Annotated in this window: 39 protein-coding genes; 37 read left to right on the forward strand and 2 right to left on the reverse strand. The window is 33.6% G+C overall.

Annotated features, from left to right (window positions below):
* Positions 1 to 378: 378 nt before the first annotated feature.
* Positions 379 to 534, reverse strand: a complete 156-nt coding sequence (locus Q4P18_RS07010) for an AbrB/MazE/SpoVT family DNA-binding domain-containing protein (RefSeq protein ID WP_303337253.1) — start codon at positions 532 to 534, stop codon at positions 379 to 381.
* A gap of 207 nt (positions 535 to 741) precedes the next feature.
* On the opposite strand from Q4P18_RS07010, the gene Q4P18_RS07015 reads away from it, so the two are divergent.
* From Q4P18_RS07015 to Q4P18_RS07140, 26 genes are all read left to right on the forward strand, one after another.
* On the forward strand, positions 742 to 1,014 hold the full coding sequence (locus Q4P18_RS07015; RefSeq protein WP_303337256.1) for a hypothetical protein: 273 nt from the start codon (positions 742 to 744) through the stop codon (positions 1,012 to 1,014).
* Positions 1,011 to 1,448, forward strand: coding sequence for a hypothetical protein (locus Q4P18_RS07020; protein WP_303337258.1), 438 nt, complete (start codon positions 1,011 to 1,013; stop codon positions 1,446 to 1,448). The genes Q4P18_RS07015 and Q4P18_RS07020 overlap by 4 nt, the downstream gene beginning before the upstream one ends.
* Complete coding sequence (locus Q4P18_RS07025; RefSeq protein ID WP_303337260.1) at positions 1,445 to 1,684, forward strand: hypothetical protein; 240 nt, start codon at positions 1,445 to 1,447, stop codon at positions 1,682 to 1,684. Before Q4P18_RS07020 ends, Q4P18_RS07025 begins: the two co-directional genes overlap by 4 nt.
* Positions 1,671 to 1,904, forward strand: a complete 234-nt coding sequence (locus tag Q4P18_RS07030; protein WP_303337262.1) for a hypothetical protein — start codon at positions 1,671 to 1,673, stop codon at positions 1,902 to 1,904. Before Q4P18_RS07025 ends, Q4P18_RS07030 begins: the two co-directional genes overlap by 14 nt.
* Positions 1,905 to 1,906: 2 nt before the next feature.
* Complete coding sequence (locus Q4P18_RS07035) at positions 1,907 to 2,215, forward strand: hypothetical protein (RefSeq protein ID WP_303337265.1); 309 nt, start codon at positions 1,907 to 1,909, stop codon at positions 2,213 to 2,215.
* Positions 2,216 to 2,220: 5 nt separating this feature from the next.
* A complete protein-coding gene (locus Q4P18_RS07040) occupies positions 2,221 to 2,775 on the forward strand; it encodes an ATP-binding protein (RefSeq protein ID WP_303337267.1) in 555 nt (184 codons plus the stop codon).
* A complete protein-coding gene (locus tag Q4P18_RS07045; RefSeq protein ID WP_303337269.1) occupies positions 2,772 to 3,281 on the forward strand; it encodes a hypothetical protein in 510 nt (169 codons plus the stop codon). Before Q4P18_RS07040 ends, Q4P18_RS07045 begins: the two co-directional genes overlap by 4 nt.
* Positions 3,278 to 3,499: an SWIM zinc finger family protein gene (locus tag Q4P18_RS07050; RefSeq protein WP_303337271.1), complete on the forward strand. Its 222-nt coding sequence runs from the start codon at positions 3,278 to 3,280 to the stop codon at positions 3,497 to 3,499. The genes Q4P18_RS07045 and Q4P18_RS07050 overlap by 4 nt, the downstream gene beginning before the upstream one ends.
* 37 nt (positions 3,500 to 3,536) lie before the next feature.
* Positions 3,537 to 3,746, forward strand: coding sequence for a hypothetical protein (locus Q4P18_RS07055; protein WP_303337273.1), 210 nt, complete (start codon positions 3,537 to 3,539; stop codon positions 3,744 to 3,746).
* A complete protein-coding gene (locus tag Q4P18_RS07060; RefSeq protein ID WP_303337269.1) occupies positions 3,727 to 4,236 on the forward strand; it encodes a hypothetical protein in 510 nt (169 codons plus the stop codon). Before Q4P18_RS07055 ends, Q4P18_RS07060 begins: the two co-directional genes overlap by 20 nt.
* Complete coding sequence (locus tag Q4P18_RS07065; protein ID WP_303337271.1) at positions 4,233 to 4,454, forward strand: SWIM zinc finger family protein; 222 nt, start codon at positions 4,233 to 4,235, stop codon at positions 4,452 to 4,454. Before Q4P18_RS07060 ends, Q4P18_RS07065 begins: the two co-directional genes overlap by 4 nt.
* 4 nt (positions 4,455 to 4,458) lie before the next feature.
* On the forward strand, positions 4,459 to 4,977 hold the full coding sequence (locus Q4P18_RS07070) for a hypothetical protein (RefSeq protein WP_303337275.1): 519 nt from the start codon (positions 4,459 to 4,461) through the stop codon (positions 4,975 to 4,977).
* A 178-nt stretch (positions 4,978 to 5,155) separates the two neighbouring features.
* Positions 5,156 to 5,437 carry a hypothetical protein gene (locus Q4P18_RS07075; protein ID WP_303337277.1) on the forward strand — a complete coding sequence of 94 codons (282 nt, stop codon included), beginning with the start codon at positions 5,156 to 5,158 and terminating at the stop codon, positions 5,435 to 5,437.
* A complete protein-coding gene (locus tag Q4P18_RS07080; protein ID WP_303337279.1) occupies positions 5,438 to 5,917 on the forward strand; it encodes a hypothetical protein in 480 nt (159 codons plus the stop codon).
* Position 5,918: 1 nt separating this feature from the next.
* On the forward strand, positions 5,919 to 6,092 hold the full coding sequence (locus tag Q4P18_RS07085) for a hypothetical protein (protein ID WP_303337281.1): 174 nt from the start codon (positions 5,919 to 5,921) through the stop codon (positions 6,090 to 6,092).
* A 6-nt stretch (positions 6,093 to 6,098) separates the two neighbouring features.
* Positions 6,099 to 6,419 (forward strand): hypothetical protein, encoded by a 321-nt coding sequence (locus Q4P18_RS07090; RefSeq protein WP_303337283.1) that lies wholly within the window; start codon positions 6,099 to 6,101, stop codon positions 6,417 to 6,419.
* Positions 6,403 to 6,978, forward strand: a complete 576-nt coding sequence (locus Q4P18_RS07095) for a hypothetical protein (RefSeq protein WP_303337285.1) — start codon at positions 6,403 to 6,405, stop codon at positions 6,976 to 6,978. Before Q4P18_RS07090 ends, Q4P18_RS07095 begins: the two co-directional genes overlap by 17 nt.
* Positions 6,979 to 7,099: 121 nt before the next feature.
* A complete protein-coding gene (locus Q4P18_RS07100) occupies positions 7,100 to 7,249 on the forward strand; it encodes a hypothetical protein (protein ID WP_303337287.1) in 150 nt (49 codons plus the stop codon).
* Positions 7,242 to 7,778 carry a hypothetical protein gene (locus tag Q4P18_RS07105; RefSeq protein WP_303337289.1) on the forward strand — a complete coding sequence of 179 codons (537 nt, stop codon included), beginning with the start codon at positions 7,242 to 7,244 and terminating at the stop codon, positions 7,776 to 7,778. The genes Q4P18_RS07100 and Q4P18_RS07105 overlap by 8 nt, the downstream gene beginning before the upstream one ends.
* A gap of 34 nt (positions 7,779 to 7,812) precedes the next feature.
* Positions 7,813 to 7,974 (forward strand): hypothetical protein, encoded by a 162-nt coding sequence (locus tag Q4P18_RS07110; RefSeq protein WP_303337291.1) that lies wholly within the window; start codon positions 7,813 to 7,815, stop codon positions 7,972 to 7,974.
* Positions 7,971 to 8,201 carry a hypothetical protein gene (locus Q4P18_RS07115; RefSeq protein ID WP_303337293.1) on the forward strand — a complete coding sequence of 77 codons (231 nt, stop codon included), beginning with the start codon at positions 7,971 to 7,973 and terminating at the stop codon, positions 8,199 to 8,201. Before Q4P18_RS07110 ends, Q4P18_RS07115 begins: the two co-directional genes overlap by 4 nt.
* The gene (locus tag Q4P18_RS07120) at positions 8,194 to 8,409 is read left to right on the forward strand and encodes a hypothetical protein (RefSeq protein ID WP_303337295.1); all 216 of its coding nucleotides are present in this window, start codon (positions 8,194 to 8,196) and stop codon (positions 8,407 to 8,409) included. Before Q4P18_RS07115 ends, Q4P18_RS07120 begins: the two co-directional genes overlap by 8 nt.
* A 6-nt stretch (positions 8,410 to 8,415) precedes the next feature.
* A complete protein-coding gene (locus Q4P18_RS07125; protein ID WP_303337297.1) occupies positions 8,416 to 8,679 on the forward strand; it encodes a hypothetical protein in 264 nt (87 codons plus the stop codon).
* Positions 8,676 to 10,097, forward strand: coding sequence for a phage minor head protein (locus tag Q4P18_RS07130; RefSeq protein ID WP_303337299.1), 1,422 nt, complete (start codon positions 8,676 to 8,678; stop codon positions 10,095 to 10,097). Before Q4P18_RS07125 ends, Q4P18_RS07130 begins: the two co-directional genes overlap by 4 nt.
* Positions 10,090 to 10,239, forward strand: a complete 150-nt coding sequence (locus Q4P18_RS07135) for a hypothetical protein (RefSeq protein ID WP_303337301.1) — start codon at positions 10,090 to 10,092, stop codon at positions 10,237 to 10,239. The genes Q4P18_RS07130 and Q4P18_RS07135 overlap by 8 nt, the downstream gene beginning before the upstream one ends.
* A gap of 161 nt (positions 10,240 to 10,400) precedes the next feature.
* Positions 10,401 to 11,054, forward strand: coding sequence for a hypothetical protein (locus tag Q4P18_RS07140; protein WP_303337303.1), 654 nt, complete (start codon positions 10,401 to 10,403; stop codon positions 11,052 to 11,054).
* Here the strand turns inward: Q4P18_RS07140 and Q4P18_RS07145 are convergent.
* Positions 11,044 to 11,742: a hypothetical protein gene (locus Q4P18_RS07145; protein ID WP_303337305.1), complete on the reverse strand. Its 699-nt coding sequence runs from the start codon at positions 11,740 to 11,742 to the stop codon at positions 11,044 to 11,046. The genes Q4P18_RS07140 and Q4P18_RS07145 overlap by 11 nt on opposite strands.
* Before the next feature lie 90 nt (positions 11,743 to 11,832).
* On the opposite strand from Q4P18_RS07145, the gene Q4P18_RS07150 reads away from it, so the two are divergent.
* The 11 genes from Q4P18_RS07150 (at position 11,833) to Q4P18_RS07200 (ending at position 21,044) form a co-directional block, all read left to right on the forward strand.
* Entirely contained in the window at positions 11,833 to 12,036 is a 204-nt protein-coding gene (locus tag Q4P18_RS07150; RefSeq protein ID WP_303337307.1) for a hypothetical protein, read from the forward strand.
* 473 nt (positions 12,037 to 12,509) lie between these two features.
* Positions 12,510 to 12,809: a hypothetical protein gene (locus tag Q4P18_RS07155; protein WP_303337309.1), complete on the forward strand. Its 300-nt coding sequence runs from the start codon at positions 12,510 to 12,512 to the stop codon at positions 12,807 to 12,809.
* Positions 12,793 to 13,152, forward strand: coding sequence for a hypothetical protein (locus Q4P18_RS07160; protein WP_303337311.1), 360 nt, complete (start codon positions 12,793 to 12,795; stop codon positions 13,150 to 13,152). Before Q4P18_RS07155 ends, Q4P18_RS07160 begins: the two co-directional genes overlap by 17 nt.
* A gap of 125 nt (positions 13,153 to 13,277) precedes the next feature.
* Positions 13,278 to 13,805 carry a hypothetical protein gene (locus tag Q4P18_RS07165; protein ID WP_303337314.1) on the forward strand — a complete coding sequence of 176 codons (528 nt, stop codon included), beginning with the start codon at positions 13,278 to 13,280 and terminating at the stop codon, positions 13,803 to 13,805.
* Positions 13,798 to 15,162: a hypothetical protein gene (locus Q4P18_RS07170; protein WP_303337316.1), complete on the forward strand. Its 1,365-nt coding sequence runs from the start codon at positions 13,798 to 13,800 to the stop codon at positions 15,160 to 15,162. The genes Q4P18_RS07165 and Q4P18_RS07170 overlap by 8 nt, the downstream gene beginning before the upstream one ends.
* 119 nt (positions 15,163 to 15,281) lie before the next feature.
* Positions 15,282 to 16,601, forward strand: a complete 1,320-nt coding sequence (locus tag Q4P18_RS07175) for a phage portal protein (RefSeq protein WP_303337318.1) — start codon at positions 15,282 to 15,284, stop codon at positions 16,599 to 16,601.
* Complete coding sequence (locus tag Q4P18_RS07180; RefSeq protein WP_303337320.1) at positions 16,598 to 18,136, forward strand: phage minor head protein; 1,539 nt, start codon at positions 16,598 to 16,600, stop codon at positions 18,134 to 18,136. The genes Q4P18_RS07175 and Q4P18_RS07180 overlap by 4 nt, the downstream gene beginning before the upstream one ends.
* Positions 18,137 to 18,190: 54 nt before the next feature.
* Positions 18,191 to 18,400 carry a hypothetical protein gene (locus Q4P18_RS07185; protein ID WP_303337323.1) on the forward strand — a complete coding sequence of 70 codons (210 nt, stop codon included), beginning with the start codon at positions 18,191 to 18,193 and terminating at the stop codon, positions 18,398 to 18,400.
* A gap of 270 nt (positions 18,401 to 18,670) precedes the next feature.
* A complete protein-coding gene (locus Q4P18_RS07190; RefSeq protein ID WP_303337325.1) occupies positions 18,671 to 19,762 on the forward strand; it encodes a hypothetical protein in 1,092 nt (363 codons plus the stop codon).
* A gap of 24 nt (positions 19,763 to 19,786) precedes the next feature.
* Positions 19,787 to 20,761 carry a phage major capsid protein gene (locus tag Q4P18_RS07195; RefSeq protein WP_303337327.1) on the forward strand — a complete coding sequence of 325 codons (975 nt, stop codon included), beginning with the start codon at positions 19,787 to 19,789 and terminating at the stop codon, positions 20,759 to 20,761.
* On the forward strand, positions 20,742 to 21,044 hold the full coding sequence (locus tag Q4P18_RS07200) for a carboxypeptidase-like regulatory domain-containing protein (protein WP_303337329.1): 303 nt from the start codon (positions 20,742 to 20,744) through the stop codon (positions 21,042 to 21,044). The genes Q4P18_RS07195 and Q4P18_RS07200 overlap by 20 nt, the downstream gene beginning before the upstream one ends.
* Positions 21,045 to 21,059 lie beyond the last annotated feature (15 nt).

Genomic DNA, 21,059 nt, shown 5'->3' on the forward strand with positions numbered 1-21,059 from the left:
TTTATGAAAAATAGTTTATTTTTTTATATGGGAGAAAATTTCAATGAGTGAATTTTATTATGGGGATTCGCTCATGACGATAGAAAAGGACGTTTAAAAGAAAAAGAAGAGCTTAATATTAATATTTTTGTAATCAATTATTTAATTGTGGGGTCGTAGAATGCTGCAACATTCTCGCCCACATCGGTTACAAAAAATAGAATCAACATCCAAACAAGGTGAAACGATTTCCGTAACCACTTTTAATATATGTAATAAAAACTATTTAAAATTACCTATATTTAATTTAAATAAGAATCAATGGGCAAAAAGAAGTTTAATATCATTAGCGAGAGCTATCATTAATTTTAAGCATTTTTGTCAATTTAATAAAATAAATTATTTTTCTTTTTTCTTAACTGATAATGTTTTATCTTCTAAATTTAGTTCCCAAATCATTGAGTCTCCTTTTTCTATTTCTAATAAATCCACTATTGTTTTTGGAATGGAGACTATTTTGCTTCCTCCATGTTGTTGTACTTTACTTGAATACATTAATCTCATACCTTTATGTTTATATTTATTATATTTAATATTCTTATATTTAAGCATACTCATATATATATTTAATAGCATATAATAAAGCATATATTTATATAGTAGTTTATACTAATCAATAATCAAGAAGGTTTTTAAGGGCTGCAACTCTTAAAATCATCTTAAAAATCCAAACAAGGTGAAATTTCAATGAGTGAATTTATTATGGTGAGGGGTGTTCCCTTCACAGAGGAAGACATTATCACAGTATGTGAGAATTGTCTAAAACTGAAAAAACAAGTAGACTTTTTTAAAGACGAATTACGCAAACTCCCCGAAAAAATGGGGAAAACATCAGAGGAAAAAATCCTTAACATTCTAGATCCAGAAACACCTGAAGAAGAGATTCCACAGGTAAACTCTCCAAATGTCTGGACAATGTCAGCGGATGAAATGATGGAATGGGTGAATTTCGCAGCAGAGGGAGGTGTACAATGAACACCACTATCCTGCAAAACGAACTTAGATATGCTGAATCAAAGCACGAAACCATCAAAAACCGTTTTGAAAGAGACCAAAGAAAAGGCATAGTACAATGCCTATGGGGTGACTGGGAAAACACTTCAAAGGAAGACAAGGACAGATGGAATGAAGTAGTCATAGCAGCAAGATATGCTAATGAGATTCAGGGAATTCTAACAGATTCACATGAAAATGTCCTAAATATTGTCTGCTACGAGGAAAAGGACATTCCTGATTTTGACTATCTCAAACCCTACATTGAAAAGGCCGGAAGCTTCAACAGATGGACAATCGGAGCAATATTCCGTAAGGAAGAAAACGACCCTAAAGGTATTGATTCAAAATATTCAGTCATCAGAGAAGTTGCAGACGCATCAATCCTTGAAATTCTAGTGGAGGCTGCGTTATGAATCCTCCGGCATTCTGGCAAAACAATGAAGATCCAATTGTAAGATGCTGCTATCATCTTGCAAAGGAAGATTTCACAAACCTCATAAAATTCGTTGAATTCGTCCGTTTCTACACAGGCGTTACAGATGAAGAATTATGCAATCTTCTAGAAGGATTTTATTATCACAGTGCTGTTAAAAAGGAATGCAGAGAAATAACCGATAATCTTGGAGGTGATTCTCATGCAACTATTTAGAACCGGGAAAAGCCCTGTAAGGCTTGAGAAAAAATTGTCCTACGGTGAGAGATGGGAAGCTAAAAAGGAAGAGGTCGAAGAATGGACTGTAAGAAACAGTTTCATATTGATTGCATTAACATCATTCCTTGCTTTGATTCTGTTCGTGATGATCTGTTACATGGTTATTGGTTCAGCTACTGAATCCAATCTCTACTACTATCATTTGGGGGATTTCTAAAAATGTTTCTTTTTGAAGTGGTAAGGGATGCATTTCCCAGAATAGAATTGTACAGTGATGAAATCTGTCAGATACTACAATGGTTTGCAGTAAGCAGTTTCCAACAATTGGAAACATTTCTAGATTACTATGACCTGATTACTGCAGATGATTTCTTCATCAGGTATCGTGATGTTGTTGCTGAATATCCTAGTGAAGACTGTTGGAAGGCGTTATACACTCCAGCACAGTTTATTGAAAGAGTATCTGATGAAAAAAGAATTCCATTGTTCTACGTGTCAGATGAATTGTATTTGTTAAGGAAAGGTTGATTAGAATGTTAAAGTTCAAAAAGAAAGAAGATAAGAAAATCAAGACCCTCATTTATGGTCTTGACGGTACAGGGAAAAGTACTGCTGCTGAAAGATACTGTAAAAAGAAAGGATTGTCACCGGTGGTGTTGGATATGGATGACACCAACCACACTGAACTGCCAATTCTCGATTTGAAAATAACTGGCCCGAACATGCTTGTTACAGCCATTAGCAACATCATCACTGACATATGTCAAAGTAAAGATTTCGACACTTTAATCATCGATGGTGTAGGAAGCCTGACAGATTTATTAATTCCTAATGATGCTAAAGGTCAGCAAGCTTGGCTTAACCGTAGCCAGAATTTCAACAAGCTCTGGAAATGCATGAGAAAATCAGACATAAACGTGATTTTCATAGGTCAGAAGGATCTGATTGTGACAGAGGAAAACGAGTCAAGCAAGATTTCCGAGAAGATCAACAATATGGTTGACTGGAAGTTCGAATGCAAGAAAAAGGGAAACTCTTTTTCCAATGAATGCACTAAATGGCGTGGAAGAAAGGAGGAACCAATATGAATGTGGTTTATCGTAAGTTGGCGGAGATTCAGAGGAATCTCCCAAATTATGATATTGATGAGGAAACACCATTGAATGTGGTTTTGTCTATATTGAAAAATGAATGTTTCGAAAAGGAATTATCCCTATGGTTTAACATCATAGAAGATGCCCTTATATTGAAAGTAAAATCTTGGAATAATGAATACGGAGAGCTCAATGTAAGAATCCCAACAAAAGATGAAAACGATTACGAGGAGTTGAAGCTTCAAGTTCTCAGAAACACTTTCCTGATTTACAAGAGCGAAGTTCCCTCTGTAAATGCAACTCAAAAGGAATGCATTGAAATGAAGGAAGATGAAACTCCAAGAACCATAGAGAAAATGAAAGAAATATTGGAGGATAAAGGCATTCCAACCACCAGACGCAATATTGCACTTGAATTGGGAAAGCATGACATTTCTTCAGATGCAATGACCGCATCAAGAGAATTCCTAAAACAATTTTCCACACAGGAGATAATATGAATCCTAGAATATTGATTGCTGATAATCAAGGAATGATGTTTGAAGTTGAGTCAGCATCTGAACCTGGCAATCCCAATATTGTTAACGTCTTTTATGAGGATATGATTTGGTTTTGCACCTGTCCTGATTTTCATTTCAGGAAAAGGATTTGCAAGCACATTCGTCAAGTTGAGGATTTTATTGACCGCAAATATGAGGAGTATAAGATGGAGGTTTGATTTTATGGGTAGAATTAGGTATCCTAAGGAAGCTAGGGTGAGTATTCGTACTACTGATGATTTGAAGAGGAAATCACAAATCGTGAAGGGTAGCAGCAGGTACACTGATGAGGATTTTTGGCGTATTGGAATGGAGAAGCTTGCTTCTAGAATGGATTGTCTTGAGTTTAGGGAAACTCTTTTTCCAATGAATGCACTAAATGGCGTGGAAGAAAGGAGGAACCAATATGAATGTGGTTTATCGTAAGTTGGCGGAGATTCAGAGGAATCTCCCAAATTATGATATTGATGAGGAAACACCATTGAATGTGGTTTTGTCTATATTGAAAAATGAATGTTTCGAAAAGGAATTATCCCTATGGTTTAACATCATAGAAGATGCCCTTATATTGAAAGTAAAATCTTGGAATAATGAATACGGAGAGCTCAATGTAAGAATCCCAACAAAAGATGAAAACGATTACGAGGAGTTGAAGCTTCAAGTTCTCAGAAACACTTTCCTGATTTACAAGAGCGAAGTTCCCTCTGTAAATGCAACTCAAAAGGAATGCATTGAAATGAAGGAAGATGAAACTCCAAGAACCATAGAGAAAATGAAAGAAATATTGGAGGATAAAGGCATTCCAACCACCAGACGCAATATTGCACTTGAATTGGGAAAGCATGACATTTCTTCAGATGCAATGACCGCATCAAGAGAATTCCTAAAACAATTTTCCACACAGGAGATAATATGAATCCTAGAATATTGATTGCTGATAATCAAGGAATGATGTTTGAAGTTGAGTCAGCATCTGAACCTGGCAATCCCAATATTGTTAACGTCTTTTATGAGGATATGATTTGGTTTTGCACCTGTCCTGATTTTCATTTCAGGAAAAGGATTTGCAAGCACATTCGTCAAGTTGAGGATTTTATTGACCGCAAATATGAGGAGTATAAGATGGAGGTTTGATTTTATGGGTAGAATTAGGTATCCTAAGGAAGCTAGGGTGAGTATTCGTACTACTGATGATTTGAAGAGGAAATCACAAATCGTGAAGGGTAGCAGCAGGTACACTGATGAGGATTTTTGGCGTATTGGAATGGAGAAGCTTGCTTCTAGAATGGATTGTCTTGAGTTTGAGAAGGGTGAAAAGGAGTTGGAGATTGCTAATCTTAAATCTCAGCTTTATAAGAAAGAGTCTGAATTGTGTAATATTAATAATGAGATTCGTGTTATTGAGCCTCGTAAGCTTAATGATTTGGAGTTGGCTTCTTTGATTGGTGAGGTTAGTCATGGTTATGCTAAGAGGGTTTTTGATGGTTATGGGGAGAATGCTTTGGAGCAGGTTTGTTCTGATGGGGGTAAGTCTGCTGTTTTGAGTTATGGTCGTAAGAATGGTTTTGATGCTAATAGTTTTTTGGAGTGTGTGGTTGATCATCTTAGGACTATGTGTCATACAGGTTTGTCATACGATTTGGAGGATGAATGTTAGGATTTTGTCATACGGGTGCGTCATACGTCATACAGTTTTCCAATATATTAAAAGAGAATTGTGTGACAAGTTTGTATGACAATTTTTGAAAGGAAATTATTATTATTTTATTATTATTATTTTAAAATTTCAAAAATAATGATAAAATATAACATTGTTATAAAAAAAGGAGAAAAAAATGACCGAAGAAACATCTTTACTGGACAATGAAACAACCACTTATGAAATAGTTGATTATCTGATGAACATTCTTGGTGCTTCATTTGATGGCTATGTTACTCATCCTCTTGGATTTTATGCCAAGGACATTGGGTTTTCATTCAATGTGAAAATAATGGAATGGGTTTCAGATGAGAAGGCAAGGATTGCTGAGGAGTACTTGCTTGAAAAAGGTTTTGAGAAAAAGGAGTATGCTACTGGTACACAGTATATTTTCAAAAGAGAAAAAGAGGGATTATAAATGTTGGAAAGTATTGTAAGGAAGATCCATTATTGGGTTTTTCCTTCTAAAAAACAAGAGGAAATCAAGCCGGTTGACAACGAAAATGTGAAGATAGTTGAAGATGCTGTTGATAAGGCATTCAAAAAATCTGCAAATAAAAGGAAAGCTTCAAAAACAAATGTTCGCCATATCTACTTGTATTTCACTGCTTTTGATAAAAGGTATTTTAAAACTCGCAAGGGCAAGAATGGGATTCCTGTTACTGCTAGTGAGGCTTTGATTATTGTTTCTTCCTGCAGGAAGGGAATTCCTAAAAAGGAGATTTACAATAAGATCGATTGGGAGCATGAAATAAGCGAGTATAGTTTTTATAATTGGATTAGGAAGTATAATGCTGGTTTGATGGATATTGCTTTGGCGTGGATTTGCGATAATCATGTTGACGATATCTGCGTCAATAAAAAAGAGGTTTTGCATAAGTTTGTAGGGGACATATAAGATGGTAGTTGATAAGAAAAAGGTTGATAAGGTTGTAAGTTTCCTGGAGTCATGTTGGGATGAAAACCAAGAATCAGATGATGGTTTGAGTTTTGATGAAAGGGTTAGGATGAGAATGGAGGATCTTCCAAACGAGGAAAAATCCTTAGTGGAAGATGCATTGTCCTGGAGTTGAATGCTGATGTTGGAAATTGAAGATACAATTGGAAAGATTGAGGCTGTTGAAAAAGAATTGGCTGACCATAAGATAAAATTGATGGGTTTGGAGTTGGCACGGGATGTGGAATCTGCAAAGCTTCAAAGCAAATCAAAAGAGGAATGGAAAGAACTTGGAATCACCAATGCCGAAGGGCGTAAAGCCCATATTGATTTGGAACTGCTTTTCATCAAAAAAGAAATACTGGGGGTTAAAACCAGCATTTTAAGATGTGAAGTTGATTTAAGAAACTTGAACAGGTCACTTGACTTTAAGGTTTGGAAATATAATGAGGGAGGCTATTGAAATAATGGCCATTATCGAGCAATATTCAAAGGATCTATACGAGGGCTTTGAAGAATTCAAGGAAGACTATGTCAATACACGATTGACCAAGAAGGAATTGATGAATAAGCATAACTTGACTAACATCGAATACGAGCGTTGGAGAAAGCATGCGATTTCAGAATCAGGATTCAGACGCAAATGCTACGGAAGAGTTAAAAAAACAAGGGATGATTTGAAGAAGATTTTACCTGCTGTTACAGATGACTATATTGATGACCTTCGTGTAGTGGATATTCTTGTGAAATACGATTTGGCTCAGAATGAGTGGAATACGTTGAGAGAATTGATTCGTACGGAATATGATTACGTTAGGCTGAAAAGGGGCGTAATGCCTCGTAACATTTCCCATGATGGTGATGGTTATTTTCGTGTTCAGAAATCAATTGATGGCAAATCCCAATTTTTCGGTAAATTCCGCAAGAAATCCACAGCCTTTAAGATTGCAAGGGCAATGGAGAAGACTGGTTGGGATAAAAGCCGCTATTGGGAAGTCCGTGCTGAGGTGTTAGGTGTATGAAGAAATATGTGGCGGAAAAGTCACAGAGACAGGAAGTCAGGAATTTGAATGAACTTAAAGGAGTTCATTTAAGTTTCTTCCATAGGCTACATTTTTATTTGAGAAGGAAGTGGGGATAGTTATGAATGAAGAATATTTGAAAAATTTCTATAAAGGTTTGTTAGGTTTTCCTGGAAACATCTTCAATGAAGATGATCCAAACTACGAGCATAATAGGGAGACAATGAGAAGATTGGGCAGAAAATTGAAAGGAGAATTAGATTATGATTGAATATGGGCTAATTAATGATAAAGATTTTTTGATTGAAGAATTGGCTGAATTGGAGCATGAACAGTGGATTGAATGGAGCAAAAGCATTGCAAAAGACATGGATAAATTATTAGATATTGCAAATATTGCATCTGTTTACAATTATACAACCGATGAACAAGGGAAGTTAATAATTAAACAGGATGAAAGGCTGGAAAGGTGGAAAACTTTATGGATACCTTACAATGATCTTGATGAAAAAATCAAAGAATCTGATAGGGTCTATGCAAGGAAAGTATTTGAGTTGATTGAAAATTATTTAAAATCATTCCCTCAAGATGAGGATATGATTTCAATCGATGATGTTAAAGCACTTATTGAAAAGGTGTATTTTGAATTTGCTGACACGGGAAGCAAATCAGAGGAGGATATGCATGTTAAATTTGGTCGTAGGGAAGCATTGGAAAAATTATCCAAAGAAATAGGTTTTGAAATCGAAAGAGGATTCCCAAAATATTACAAACCACAAATGGAGAAAGATGGAGAGTGAACATATTAAGAAGATGCAGTGGGGAGTGTATAATATGAATGTGCTGAATGAGGAAATACGTTCTATAAAAAACCAGATGGCATTCACCAAACAGCTAATCAAAATCATCAACAACAAGGAAAGAGTAGCAGAGCTGCAGGAAGAATTGGATCAATTGGAGAATGAATTGGAAGCAAGACTGGAGAAATTACTATGAAAATTGAGGTCACTGTTGAAGAAATCACTGAATTAATCAGATTAGTTTACACAATGAAACAAAGACAATATATGGAATGTGAGTTGAATGACGATGAGGCAGGTAAACAAATTGTACAGGCTCAAATATTTCTATGTAATGATTTGTTAGATTGTATCCAAAGTAAAAAAGAGTATGATGATATTAGAGAATCATTAATTAAAATGAGGGAAATTGACAATGAATGAACTGGAAGAATTGAAAGAAAATTATGAATACCTTACAAGAAAATTCAACGAACTGTCAATTAAAAGAACTGATGAAACCTTAACAAAAAAGGAACTAGTAGCTTTCATAAACGAATGCAAGAAGATAAATCCAGAAATACCTGACTTCATTGACGGATCCAAAAGCATTCATTTGACTGCTGCTTATGTGGGAACTTTCGAAGAGTGAATAATTATGAGTGTCTGTAAATGGTGTGGGAAGGAATATACTAAAACATGGAACAGTCAAAAATACTGCAGCGACACATGTAAAAAATACGGATATCAGGAAAAAACACTGCAAAGAGTAAGAAAACACAGGCAAAAATATGATATCAACTATCCTACAAGCAAATGGGGTCTTGGCTCAGGAAGATTAAGCGGACATTCAAAGAAAGACTTCGAAAAAGAAGAGCTAACAATCAAAAACGAACTCAAAAGACTAGGAATAAAAATATGATAGTAGACATAGAACGAAGAAAAACCAACTGGCTGCTGATGAAGATTCTTGATTTTGACAATAAAATAAATAAAAGCTTATCATCAGATGATTTGGAGTATTCTAGGCATTTGATGAGGATGATTGATTCCACTTTATCAAAATATTCTCAGTGGATTAACAGCAATGAAGCTAAACAATATTTCTATAATAGTGTTAAACTCACTGAGGAAGTGTTTGAGGTGATTGATGATGAACTAGATGAAATTATCCTTGACACTTGCTTGTCTGCAAATGAGATAATCGAAAGAATGTATCGTGTGGGGGAAAGTAGAGGTTACAGGGATATTCGTCAGGCTAGAGTGTTTAATGATGCAACCAAACTATCTTTGAAATTTCTTCAGGATTATAATTTTGATTTGATTAAGCGTTTGTCTGATGATCTTCGTGGTAGTGTTAGGCATCATATTTTCAGAGGAGTTGCAGAGGGACAATCTGTCTACGAAGTTGCAAAGGCTATTGGGGAATCAGGCTTGAAACCATTGCCGGGGATGACTTTGTCTGCTGTTCAGAGGGCGAAGATGATTGCCCGTACAGAGGTTGGCCGAGCAATGCTCACAGGCACACTACAAGCCTACGAAAACTACGGAGTAGAACAAGTAGAAGTACTAACAGCAGGAGACACCAATGTCTGCACAATCTGTCAACAAGCAGAAAAAAACAACCCTTATGATATTAATGATACGGATAATTTGCCTTTGTTTCATCCTAATTGTCGATGTAGTGTACTTGCAATAGTGGAGGACTATGAAGAATTAGAAGAAAATAAAAATGTTAAAATATTTGATTTATTGCCTTTCCATTTTTATAATAAGTTTGAAAGTAATCAGCGTAATAGTTTATTTAAAGAAATTTCTGAAGATAAATTGCCTAATGAATTACCTGGAATTATTAAATTTAGCATGTTTGATTTTGATAAGTTTATTAAAGATGAGCAAGTTGAATGGGGATATATAATTAATTTAACTGATGGAAATATTAGTGATTATGTTACTAGTGATAATCCTTATGAAGTGTATATTGGACAAGTTAATATGGTATTTCAGGAAGATGATGAAATTAGTATTTCTCATTTTCATATTGATGATGTACCGTTCAATGATGAAGATTTTAATGAAATGCTTCAAACAGATTTTATTTTTCAAAAATATTTGATTGTTCACGCCCCTAGATATATTTATATAGCAGAATTTAAAGAAAAAATATCTGAAGATATTAAAAATATCATAGTTGAGGAAGTTAAGGATGATTATAACAATGCATTATGGAGAGCGAAGGGAAGATATGGTATTTTTGGAGAAATATTATGGGCAAATTATGAAAATAATTCTATTTTAGAAGATTATATAAAATTTACAAGAGTTGATAAATATGGATGATAAATCAAAAAATAAAAAACAAATTAAATTGGATATACATTTCAATGATCGTAGAAGAATGGAATTAACTAAAAAATATTTTAATGGTGAAATAACATTTGAGGAAATGTGTAAGGAATCTGAAAAAAATCTTAAATTATAATATTTCATTATTCTAAAAATTATTTCTATATGAGGGGCTCCAGAAATTTTTAAATATGCTGCTCCCAGATTATATTTGGAAAAAACTAAAAAACATGAACATAAGAGGTTTAAATTTAATAAAAAATATAATAAATATATATAAAAAATTGGGATGATATAATGTGGGAAATAATTGAGTTTATATTTGCAATTATTGGTTTTATTGGATCAATTTTTACAATAATTTCAGTTATTTTTCCAACACAATCTTATCCTATAGTTAAATGGATTCATAATTGGATAAATAAGAGATTATTGTCTAAGAATGAGTTTCAAATAATTCTTCAACATTCATTCAACATTTCTGAAGATATAGAGTATGACGATTTTAAAGAGAATCTCAAAAGATTATTAAAAGAATATGATTTTCATCCAGATATTGATTATCCTTATATTTATGGAAATTTAAAACGTAGAAATCATCATATTTCTATTAGAATTGACCTTCCCATAGAGGAGAATATTTTAATAAAACAAGAAATTAATATTCCGTTTAGGAATTTAAAAGATGGAATAAATACATTGTTTGATATTTACAGAGATTTTCAGAAATTAGATTACATTCATTCTATTAATCAAAAAACTCAATTTATTTTAAGCTCAAATATTTTATCTAAATCTAATCTTATTAAAATTTTTGGAGATTCAATTAAATGTGATGATTTTGAAGTAACTAAATTCAATAATAAATATGAATTACATTTTTTAGAGTTAGACAATCAAGAAGCAATCGATAAGATAGTTACTGTAATTTTAAGTTTTATTACATCATAATTTCATATAAAATTTTTTCAAAATAATCAATAAGTGAAATATGATTTATCTCATTATTTCGAGATGATATTTTACTTTCACTTATTGTTATTTTATTTGCTAATTTTTTAGATATTATTGAAATACTGCTCTGTTGTTGTGCTGTTTTTTTTAATTCACGATATAAATTACTTTCTCTTCCTTCATCATCACGTAATGTCCCACTAAGAAATGCGGATTGGTCATGAGGAGTAATTTTTCTAAACCATGAACTTGTAACTTTTGAAGCATCCGTATTTATAACTTCAACAAAACACTCTTTCAAATCTACTTTTTCAGATATTAATTCTTTTTCTAAATTGTTTATTGAGGTTTGTATAATCTGTAATATCATAGAATATATTAAATCTTCAGAGGTTTCATATGTTGATAAAAATAAAAAAGTATGATTTTTCTTAAAAAGAATCCAGATTTCTCCAGAATACACATGAAAATTAGATACATTTTTACCATCAATTTCTATTTTTGTTGCAGTTTCATGTTTAAAAGTAAATGATATTAAATTTTTTTCTTCTTTAAAATTAAGAATATGTTGTTTTAATTTTACTTTTGTTTCTTGATCTTCTTCGTTTATTTTTTCAAAGTTTTTAATTTTAAGAACATCATTTAATGTTAATCCTTTTATTTGATATATGCGTAATGAAGTCATTATTATTCACCAAGTATTATTTTTCTTAATCATTATTTATTTCCTTTTTCGTTACACTATATAGTGAGGGGGAATGTTTTTTTAAGGATTATGTTTAAGAATTTTAAGCAAAACAATATTCAGATTGTTAAAGTTTCAGATGGGAATAAATTATTAGTGGACCTTGTTTGTGACTGTGACGACTCCAGGATAGTTTATGATGAATATCATGATGAAGTATTCTGTTTGAATTGCGGTACAATTATACGACAAAACTTTACAGTTTATCATCAATTAAAAGCTCGTGAAACATGAAAAACTTTACATTTTTTTCCTAAAAACGGAATAAACATATTTTATATTTTTTGCTGCCATTTTTAACAAAAAAAATACGGATTTTTTCATCTGATGCATTAGCAAAAGATTTTTATCAAATCATTTCTCCTTTTTTGGAAAAAAAATCAGGGTTTGGTAAAAAAAGGGAAAGGAAAAAAAGAGCAATCTAAAAAAATCGATTTAAGGAAAGAAAAAAAGAATAGTGGAGATTAATTATCCTATAAAAATAAACATAGCTCATTGAATCTTATTACATATTATATTAAAATACTTTTTTTTAAAAAAATAGGATATTAATCAACATTATCTTAATCTAAACCTTAAAATATATTTTTCAGGATTTATTCTTCCTTTCCCTCATTTTTTTTATAAAAAACTCTAAAAAATATTTTTTTTCCATCCCAAAAATAGTAACTATTTTTTAAAATCCCAAAGAGGAGGATTGATTTTTCATGGAAGATCTAAACCTAAAAGGAAACATTACAACAATCGTAAAATTCGCAGTAATGACAATAGCACCATACCTAAGCATATCAGAAACAACAAGCAACCAATACATAGCAGTAATAGTAGCAGCCATAGGATTAATACTTGCCTACTTCGATTCAAGATATGACAATACATTAATAAACCAGCCTAATCTTGAAACTGTTGCACTAAAACAGGAAATATTAACTCCCCCTGTAGAACTATCTTCAATAAGTGATGAATCAACACCAGAAGAACAAGGAGTTGATGAAGATGGGGCTTGAAGAAAGATGCATTCAAAATGAAAAAAGATTAGGAAGACTAGAAAACAGAGTCATAAAACTCGAAACAAGAGTAGACAAAAAGCACGATGAAATAACCATGATGATGGCTACAATAGAAGAAGAAAGAAAAGAAGTAGCCGAACTAAACGCCAACGTCGTAAGAGTAATAGCAATGCTTGAGGAAAACAACAAAGACACACTCAAAAACAGCAATGACATAGAAAAACTAGGAGTGGACGTACTGGAAATGAAATCCACCATAAATACTCTCAAATGGGTAATTGGAGTAATAATTGCAGTAGTGGCCATTGCAGTACCAATACTATTCGAATTAATACACTAAAAGGATCACAATTAAAAATTGTTGAATAAAAATAAATGATTCATTTGAATCGATTCAGTATAATTCAATTCAATTCAGAAGTTTGAATCGGTTCAGGGAAAAAATATTATGTGATGTAGATATTTATGCCTCCTAAAACTAAAGTTGAAAAGTCAGAGCATTTTAATGAAATTGTTGATTTATTATTGAAGGGTTGGAGTGGCAGAAAAGTATCTGCTTACTTGAAAGAACAATATGATGAGGAGATTGGATTCAATGCCATAAACTCTTATAGGAGGAATCATCTTGACATTGATTCCAGTGTTGCAAGCGAAGTGAAAAAAAGAAAAGCCGAAGCTGTGAAAAAAGAAGTGGCAAAGAAAGACAAGGCTCAGAAAAGATTCGATGAAGCAGTAGCAAGAGGAGTAGATGCACAATCGATAATAGAACTTGTAATCAGCTATGGTGATGAAATCATCAGGGATGTCATGAATTCCTATGAAATTGATCTGTTGGATAAGGCCAAGCTTCTTAAAGATTACATCAAGCTTCAACTTGATTTCAATAAAAGCAATGACATTGTAGTTGAATTGAACAATAGTTTGAATTTATCTGATAAGTTTAATGATGATGAGATACGTTCTATACTGAATGGGGAAAATGAAGATGGCTGATTGTATCAATGACTTGTACGATTTTTATATGGAGACTGTGGCTTCTCGTTATGCCGATAAGGTTGAAGCTCCACATATACGTGTTCTTTCAAGGGAATTGATGAAGCTGTATCTTGGTGATTTTCATCGTTTATGTGTCAGTACGCCCCCAAGACATTCCAAATCATCAATGGTCACATTGGCCTATCCATTATGGTTAATCCTAAACAATCCCGACTTGAACATTCTTGTTGTTAATGCAGAGGCTTCTCTTTCAGAGAATTTCGGTATAAGAATAAGGGAACTGGTCAAAGAGATAGGGCCTTATTTCAATGTTCATCTTTCAGATGTAAAACATTCAAGCACACATATCAAGTTCGAAGACAACAAGGGAAAACTATACTCTGGTAGCATTCGTCTTGTTGGAGCTACAGGTTCTATTACAGGTCAAGATGCAGATTATCTGATTATTGATGATCCATACAAGGGGATTGAAGATATTACTCCAACGCAACTGTCAAAGAAACTAAACTGGTTTGATTCCATTATTGAACAGAGGATAGAAATTCACACTCGTTTGGTGATACTGCACACACGTTGGCATAGCAATGACTTGATTTCATTTTTGGAAAGGGAAAGAAATGAAGACTACAAGTTCGTTACATTTCCGGCTATTCTTCCAGATGGCACACCACTATGGAAAGAAAGATACACCATAGAAGTTTTAAGAAAAAAACAGGAAACAATTGGAGAACGGCTTTTTCAGTCAATCTATCAGCAAAAGCCTATAGACGATACTTCCGATTTCTTTAACCTTAATAAGATTCATTGGTGCAGACCGGAGATGGAAATAGTGCAAAAGGTAAGAGGTTGGGATATTGCATCAAGCAAAACAGGCTCAAGCGACTATACTGCGGGAGTGCCAATGTTCTTGCTCGACGATATGAAGTCAGTGCTGATAACTGACTTTGTCTATGGTCAGTTTGGAAACGAGAACACGGCAAATGTCATTAAGGAACAGGTAAGGCAAGATGGTGTAGACAATGTTTCCATTATTGAAACAGGAGTTGCTGCTGCCGGTGCGATTCTTTTTGACGAATGGGAAAAGCAATTGGAAGGCTACTTTGTTGAACGTGGAATGGCTGTATCAGACAACAGCAAATCAGACAGGGCAACACCACTACAGCATAAGATTTTGGATGGGGAAGTTTTTGTTGATATTGTTGATGATAAGCTGAGGCAAATTTTCATTGATGAGTTTCGTGCTTTTCCTGATGGTGCTCATGATGATATTGTTGATGCAGCGAGTCATGCTTTTAATTATCTTAATGAAGAGTTAATTGGTTTTGAACCATTTGAAATTATAGACATTTCATAAAAAGAAAAACAAGATGTATTATTTTTTTTAGCTATTTTTTATCAAGTGTCAAGCCTTCTAAAAAAAATGCTTGACAACTATTTTTATTTTATTATTTTATTATCAGGAGAGTAATATTTTTGGGTTTTATCAACACTATAAAAAAAGGAATAGATAGTCTTCCTGGATTAAGAAGACCTAAAACCAACAGTTTTTATGACGCATTCATGAACAATTATGGTTGGAGTTTCACACGCTCAAACAAAACACAGGGAGACCTAGGAACATATTATCAAGCCTACAACAACGTTTATGTAAAATCATGTATCAAAGCATTCAGCAGATACAGCCTCTTGAACGGTTTCAGCATTAAGGACAGGGATAATGTCGAAGTTGATCCTGTTACTGTAAGTTATCTTGAAAATCTTTTCCTGGATCCTCAAGGTAAAAATCAGCCTGAGACATTTGCAATATTGAATGACCAGATATGGAAATCATGGAAACTTACGGGCGACGCATTCATAGAAATCAACTACGATGAAAACTACGGCAACATCCCCATAGGATTCAAATATATTCCCACAGAGCTTATGATGTATAATAGGGAAACAGAGCAGTGGGGTATTAGAAATTCAGATTATCTTTTTGAAGACGACCAACTGATTCATATTTATGAACCAAGAATTGAAGTGCACAATCATCTTTGGGGAGTTTCAGAAATAGACAGCATAGGTTTGGCCATCGCATTGGAATTTCAAGGAATGAAACATAACAAGGAGATATTCGAAAACAATGGTATAGATCCAAGGGGAATTGTAAGTTTTGATTCAAATGTAAAATCAACCACTGTACAGCAGACAATAAACAGGATAAAAGCAGACGGCAACAAGAAAGGATTGCTTTTCGGAAAAGGAATATCATATCAATCCACCAGCAACAGCAACAGAGATATGGATTTCCTGAACCTGATGACCTATGCTCGAGACAGAGTCCTAGTTGGCTTTCAGGTACCTCCAGCTATTATTGGAATAATCGAAACTGCAAGCTTGGGTAGTGGCACTGGTGAAGCTCAGGAGAAAAGCTTCAACAAGACATTGTCCGGTGAATGCAAAACAATTGAAAATGCTTTCAATAAGGTTCTTGGCCGTACTGGATTCAAGGAGATATTTGAATATAATCATATGGACTTGGAAAACAAGCTTACACGTGCACAGATTGAAGACCTTCAAGTCAAGAATGGTGTGAAATACATCAACGAAGTAAGAACAGACTATGGTTTGGAGCCGGTGGCTTGGGGTGATGTGCCGATGAATTATGGAATGTTCGGAACAACAACTCCATCGGAGACAAACAATATATTGCCTTTAGGTGTAAATGAACAGAAAAATAATAGGCCGGAAGTTGAAACTCTACAAAAAGCACTATATCTGGAAAGATTGAATAAGGAGTACTCCAAATGATAGTGGATATCGAAAGGAGGAAAACCAATTGGCTGCTGATGGAGATTCTTGATTTTGACAATAAGATAAATAAAAGTTTATCATCTGATGATTTGGAGTATTCTAGGCATTTGATGAGGATGATTGATTCCACTTTATCAAAATATTCTCAGTGGATTAACAGTAATGAAGCCAAAGAATATTTCTATAATAATATTAAACTCACCGAAGAAGTATTTGAAGCCATAGATGATGAATTAGATGAAATCGTTTATGATACAAGTTTATCTGCGGACGAGATAATTGAAAGAATGTATCGTGCAGGAGAATCAAGAGGTTACAGAGACATCCGTCAAGCAAGAGTGTTTAATGATTCTTCAATGTATGCTTTGGAATTTCTTCAGGATTATAATTTTGATTTGATTAAAAGATTGTCTGATGATCTTCGTGGTAGTGTTAGGCATCATATTTTCAGAGGTGTTGCTGAGGGTCAGTCTGTCTATGAGGTGGCGAAGGCTATTGAGGAATCTGGTTTGAAGCCTTTGGAGGGTATGACTTTATCTGCTACTCAAAGGGCGAAGATGATTGCCCGTACAGAGGTTGGCCGTGCAATGCTCACCGGAACACTACAAGCCTACGAAAACTACGGAGTAGAACAAGTAGAAGTACTAACCGCAGAAGACACCAACGTCTGCACAATCTGCCAACAAGCAGAAAAAAACAACCCTTATTCTATTGAAGACACAGACAACCTCCCACTATACCACCCAAACTGCAGATGCACCATAACAGCAATAGTAGATGAATATGAAGAATTGGAAATAAAAGAAAATCCGAAGTTTATGGATTTCACTTCAGATAATAAAAAATATTCATATGATGAACATGATATCGACTGGTCGGAAGAATCTATTAAAAATAGCTTAAAAGATGTTGTGGATGATGATGATATTAACTGTGTCACATATAATTTAATTCATTTTATAAATAAAATAAAAAAGAAAGAAATAGAATATTTAACAACTACGGATGCTGAGTTTAAAATAATATCTGATGCCACTACAGATTTTAAAAAAGATAAAATTGGATTACCTAAATCAGATAGAGATGAGGTAAAAAATTCTTATTTTGGACTTACAATTCATAATCATCCTTCTGGAATACCCTTACCTCATGAAATTGATTTGTGTACTGGTATTATTGATAATAAAGTTAAGTATAATATCATATATTCTTCAAATGGATTTATGGTTATAAGAAACAAATTTTATCGTGATGAAGGAGACATTGATAAATCTAGATATAAAGATTTTCATAAGGATTATAAAAGAGCATATAGGAAACGAAATACGTTTCTCAATGAAAAATCTACAAAAGAAAAACAAAAATATAAAGAATCTATTGATATATATTCGATTAGTGGATTTAAACTTATGCAAAATCTCGAAAACATATCCAAATCTGTTGAGATTTCGACTTTTAAAGCTCAAACAAAGATTTTTAATGATTATTTGAAAAAATATGGTATTAAGATGACATTTATTAAACCAAAATAATATAATAGTTAATTTATATATTTAATAATATATTAGTGGGGGTTGTGATTAATTATGGCCAAACATCAATTTGATGGAGAAGAATTTGATTTTCGAAAAACTCATGCAATGTATTCTGCATTTGATATGTTGCCTGAATGTCGTAGAAAAGAGTTTTTAAAGGAAATACATGATTTGGATCCTCGTAAATATGAAAATTTTGTGGAATTATTACTTTCCACCCATCCCGATTATGATCCAGAAAAATATAAATTTGAGGATTAATTGAAAGTGCATTATTTTTTTTTCTTTTTCGTTACACTGTATATTGAAGAAGCATGAATTTTTTTAAAACAAATTTTTTTTTTTCTTTCCAAAAAAAAATATAACATATCATTGTTTTCTTTGTTGGATTCTTTCTTTTTTCTATAAATAAACACAATCTATTTGTTTTTTAAAATTTTTGCTTCTTTTTTCCCTAAAAAAATTAAACATTCTTTTTTTTAAATACAATTCTATTTTTTTTCTTTTTTAGAAAGAGGGTTTTAGATATTTATGGACTCTATAAACACTAATGATAAGTTTAAGGTCTATGTTCCTTTAACCAAAAACACCACATCTGATGGTGGTGTGAAGTTAAATGAGGATGGCACCTTAGACATACAGGGTATTGCAAGCACTAGCAATGTTGACTTGCAGAAAGATATTATGCTTCCTTCAGCAATAGAATCTATGAAAAGGCAACTGCTAAACAAAGGCAAGAATCTTCATGGAGACCATCAATATGGCCTAAACGGAGTACTGGGTTCAATAACTGAAGTGTTGGATTCCAACGATAACGAGCTTCATATTGGGGCTAGAATATTAAGCAAGCATGCTCCTGAAATCAAGGAAATGCTTGATATTGGAGTTCAACTAGGTTTCAGTATTGGTGGAAAGCCAACAAGCTTCAATCGTAATGATGTTGGAGGATTAAGCGTAAAAGATTTGAATTTATACGAAATTAGTTTAACACCTTTCCCTGCAAACATGGACACTCTCGGAACAGTAACTGCAAAAAGTGGAATAGTTGAGGGAACATGTTTTCAGGGCGTGTGCAATGAAATATTAAAAAACATGCAATCAATGGAGGATAATAAAATGACATACAACAATCAGGTTACAGACCAACCAAAAAATGAAGATATCGATGCAAAAATCAAATCAGCAATCGATGAATTATGGTCTGAAAAAGAACAAGGCCTTATTGACTCAATAACAAGTCAAATAGAACAGAAAGTAAAAGACATTGTAAAAGAAGAAATCGAAGGCAAATCCAAAGATGAAAAACCAGAAGACAAACAGGATGATGGTGAAGCTGACGAAGTAAGCAAATCCATTGACATGGACAAGTTTGCAGAGCAAATGCAAAAGTCAATGTCACAATCCATGGAGAAAACATTCGGCGAGTTTAAAAAACAATTCTTCAAAAGTGTTGATGAAAACAGAAATCCACAGCCAAAAGTAGACTTAAACAAAACCGGAGACATCAATGGAGATGCAGCAGGCATTAAAAAGACATTCACTACTGAGGAGACATCTAAAATGTTGTTGGAAAGGCAAAGGAATGTTAATCCTATAATGAATGCCATTTCACAAAACTTATAAAAAAAAATAAAAGGGTGATTATTAATGACAGATCTAAAAATCGAAGAAGTAGTAAAACAAGTTGCAGTTAACTCTGCAGAAATAGAAGCATTGCAAAAAACAATGCAAACCACCAGCAATTATCCTGATGCAATGCAGATAGAATACAGTACAGTATTGCAATCCAAAACTTTTGAAAAAGCACCTTTCTTAAGATACTTGGAATCAAAAGGACAAGTTCTTGATAATAAGGCAGCACTTGTCGGATACTTTGAAGAAAAACGTGAAGAGGAATCTGATGTAAAATGGATTGATGAAAGTGATGAGATTCCAGATGCAAATGCAGAAACTATTCTCCCAGTCCTCAATAAGATGAGAACCATTGTAGCTCCTATCGAAGTTTCCATGATGGCACAGTTAGGTAATCAAGCAATCAACGTTCTCAAAAGAAGACAAGATCAGAAGTTTATTGAAATTAACAATAAAACTGACACCGCAATTCTTGAGGGAAGTGGAAACACAAATAAGGATTTCAAAGGTATCACCACCACTATCAAAACTCACACTGAAGATTTGCAAGGTGAAAAAATCACTGAAGCAATCATTGATGACATGCTTGAAGAACTTCACAATGATAATGGTAATCCTGACGTAATGGTTTGTTCTTATAATGTTGCAAAACAATTAAAAGACATGATTAAGCCAAATCAAAGAAACTTCCTTGATAAGGTTGATATCGGATTAGGCCATAGGGTTATTTCCTATTTCAGCCTTGAAGGTACAGAAATGCCAATTCTCGTCGACCGTAACTTCGACACCACTGACGGCGGAAAAATGGCAATCATTGATTCTTCAACTATTGAAGTTAGAAGATTAATGCCACCAACCTTAATCCCAAACATTCCAGTCAACAAGCTAGCTACTAAAGACGTTATCGCCGCATTTTTAACCACTCAAAATACTGGTGAGTTTAAGGATGGTCTTATAACAGGTATTGGTGATGGAACTCCCAGTAGCTGAGGTGAATCCTGAAATCATCGACGTAACAGTAACAGTCACCGACGGAACAGATCCAATTGAAGGAGCAATCGTAACTTTAACAGACAGTGAAAATAATGATTACGCAACTTCAGATTCTGGAACCGGAGCAGCAGGCGGCGCAACAATCAAAAACGTACCTTATGGTAGTTATAGTGTAGCAGCAACCAAGAACGGTTATAATGACTATGAAAGCTCTAGCAACGTAACTGTTGACGCTGACAATCATAGCATTAGCATTACCATAGTTCAAAGCCAAGGATAAAATAAGATTAAATTG

The organism is Methanobrevibacter sp., assembly GCF_030539665.1.
In the GTDB taxonomy this organism is placed as follows: Archaea; Methanobacteriota; Methanobacteria; order Methanobacteriales; family Methanobacteriaceae; genus Methanocatella.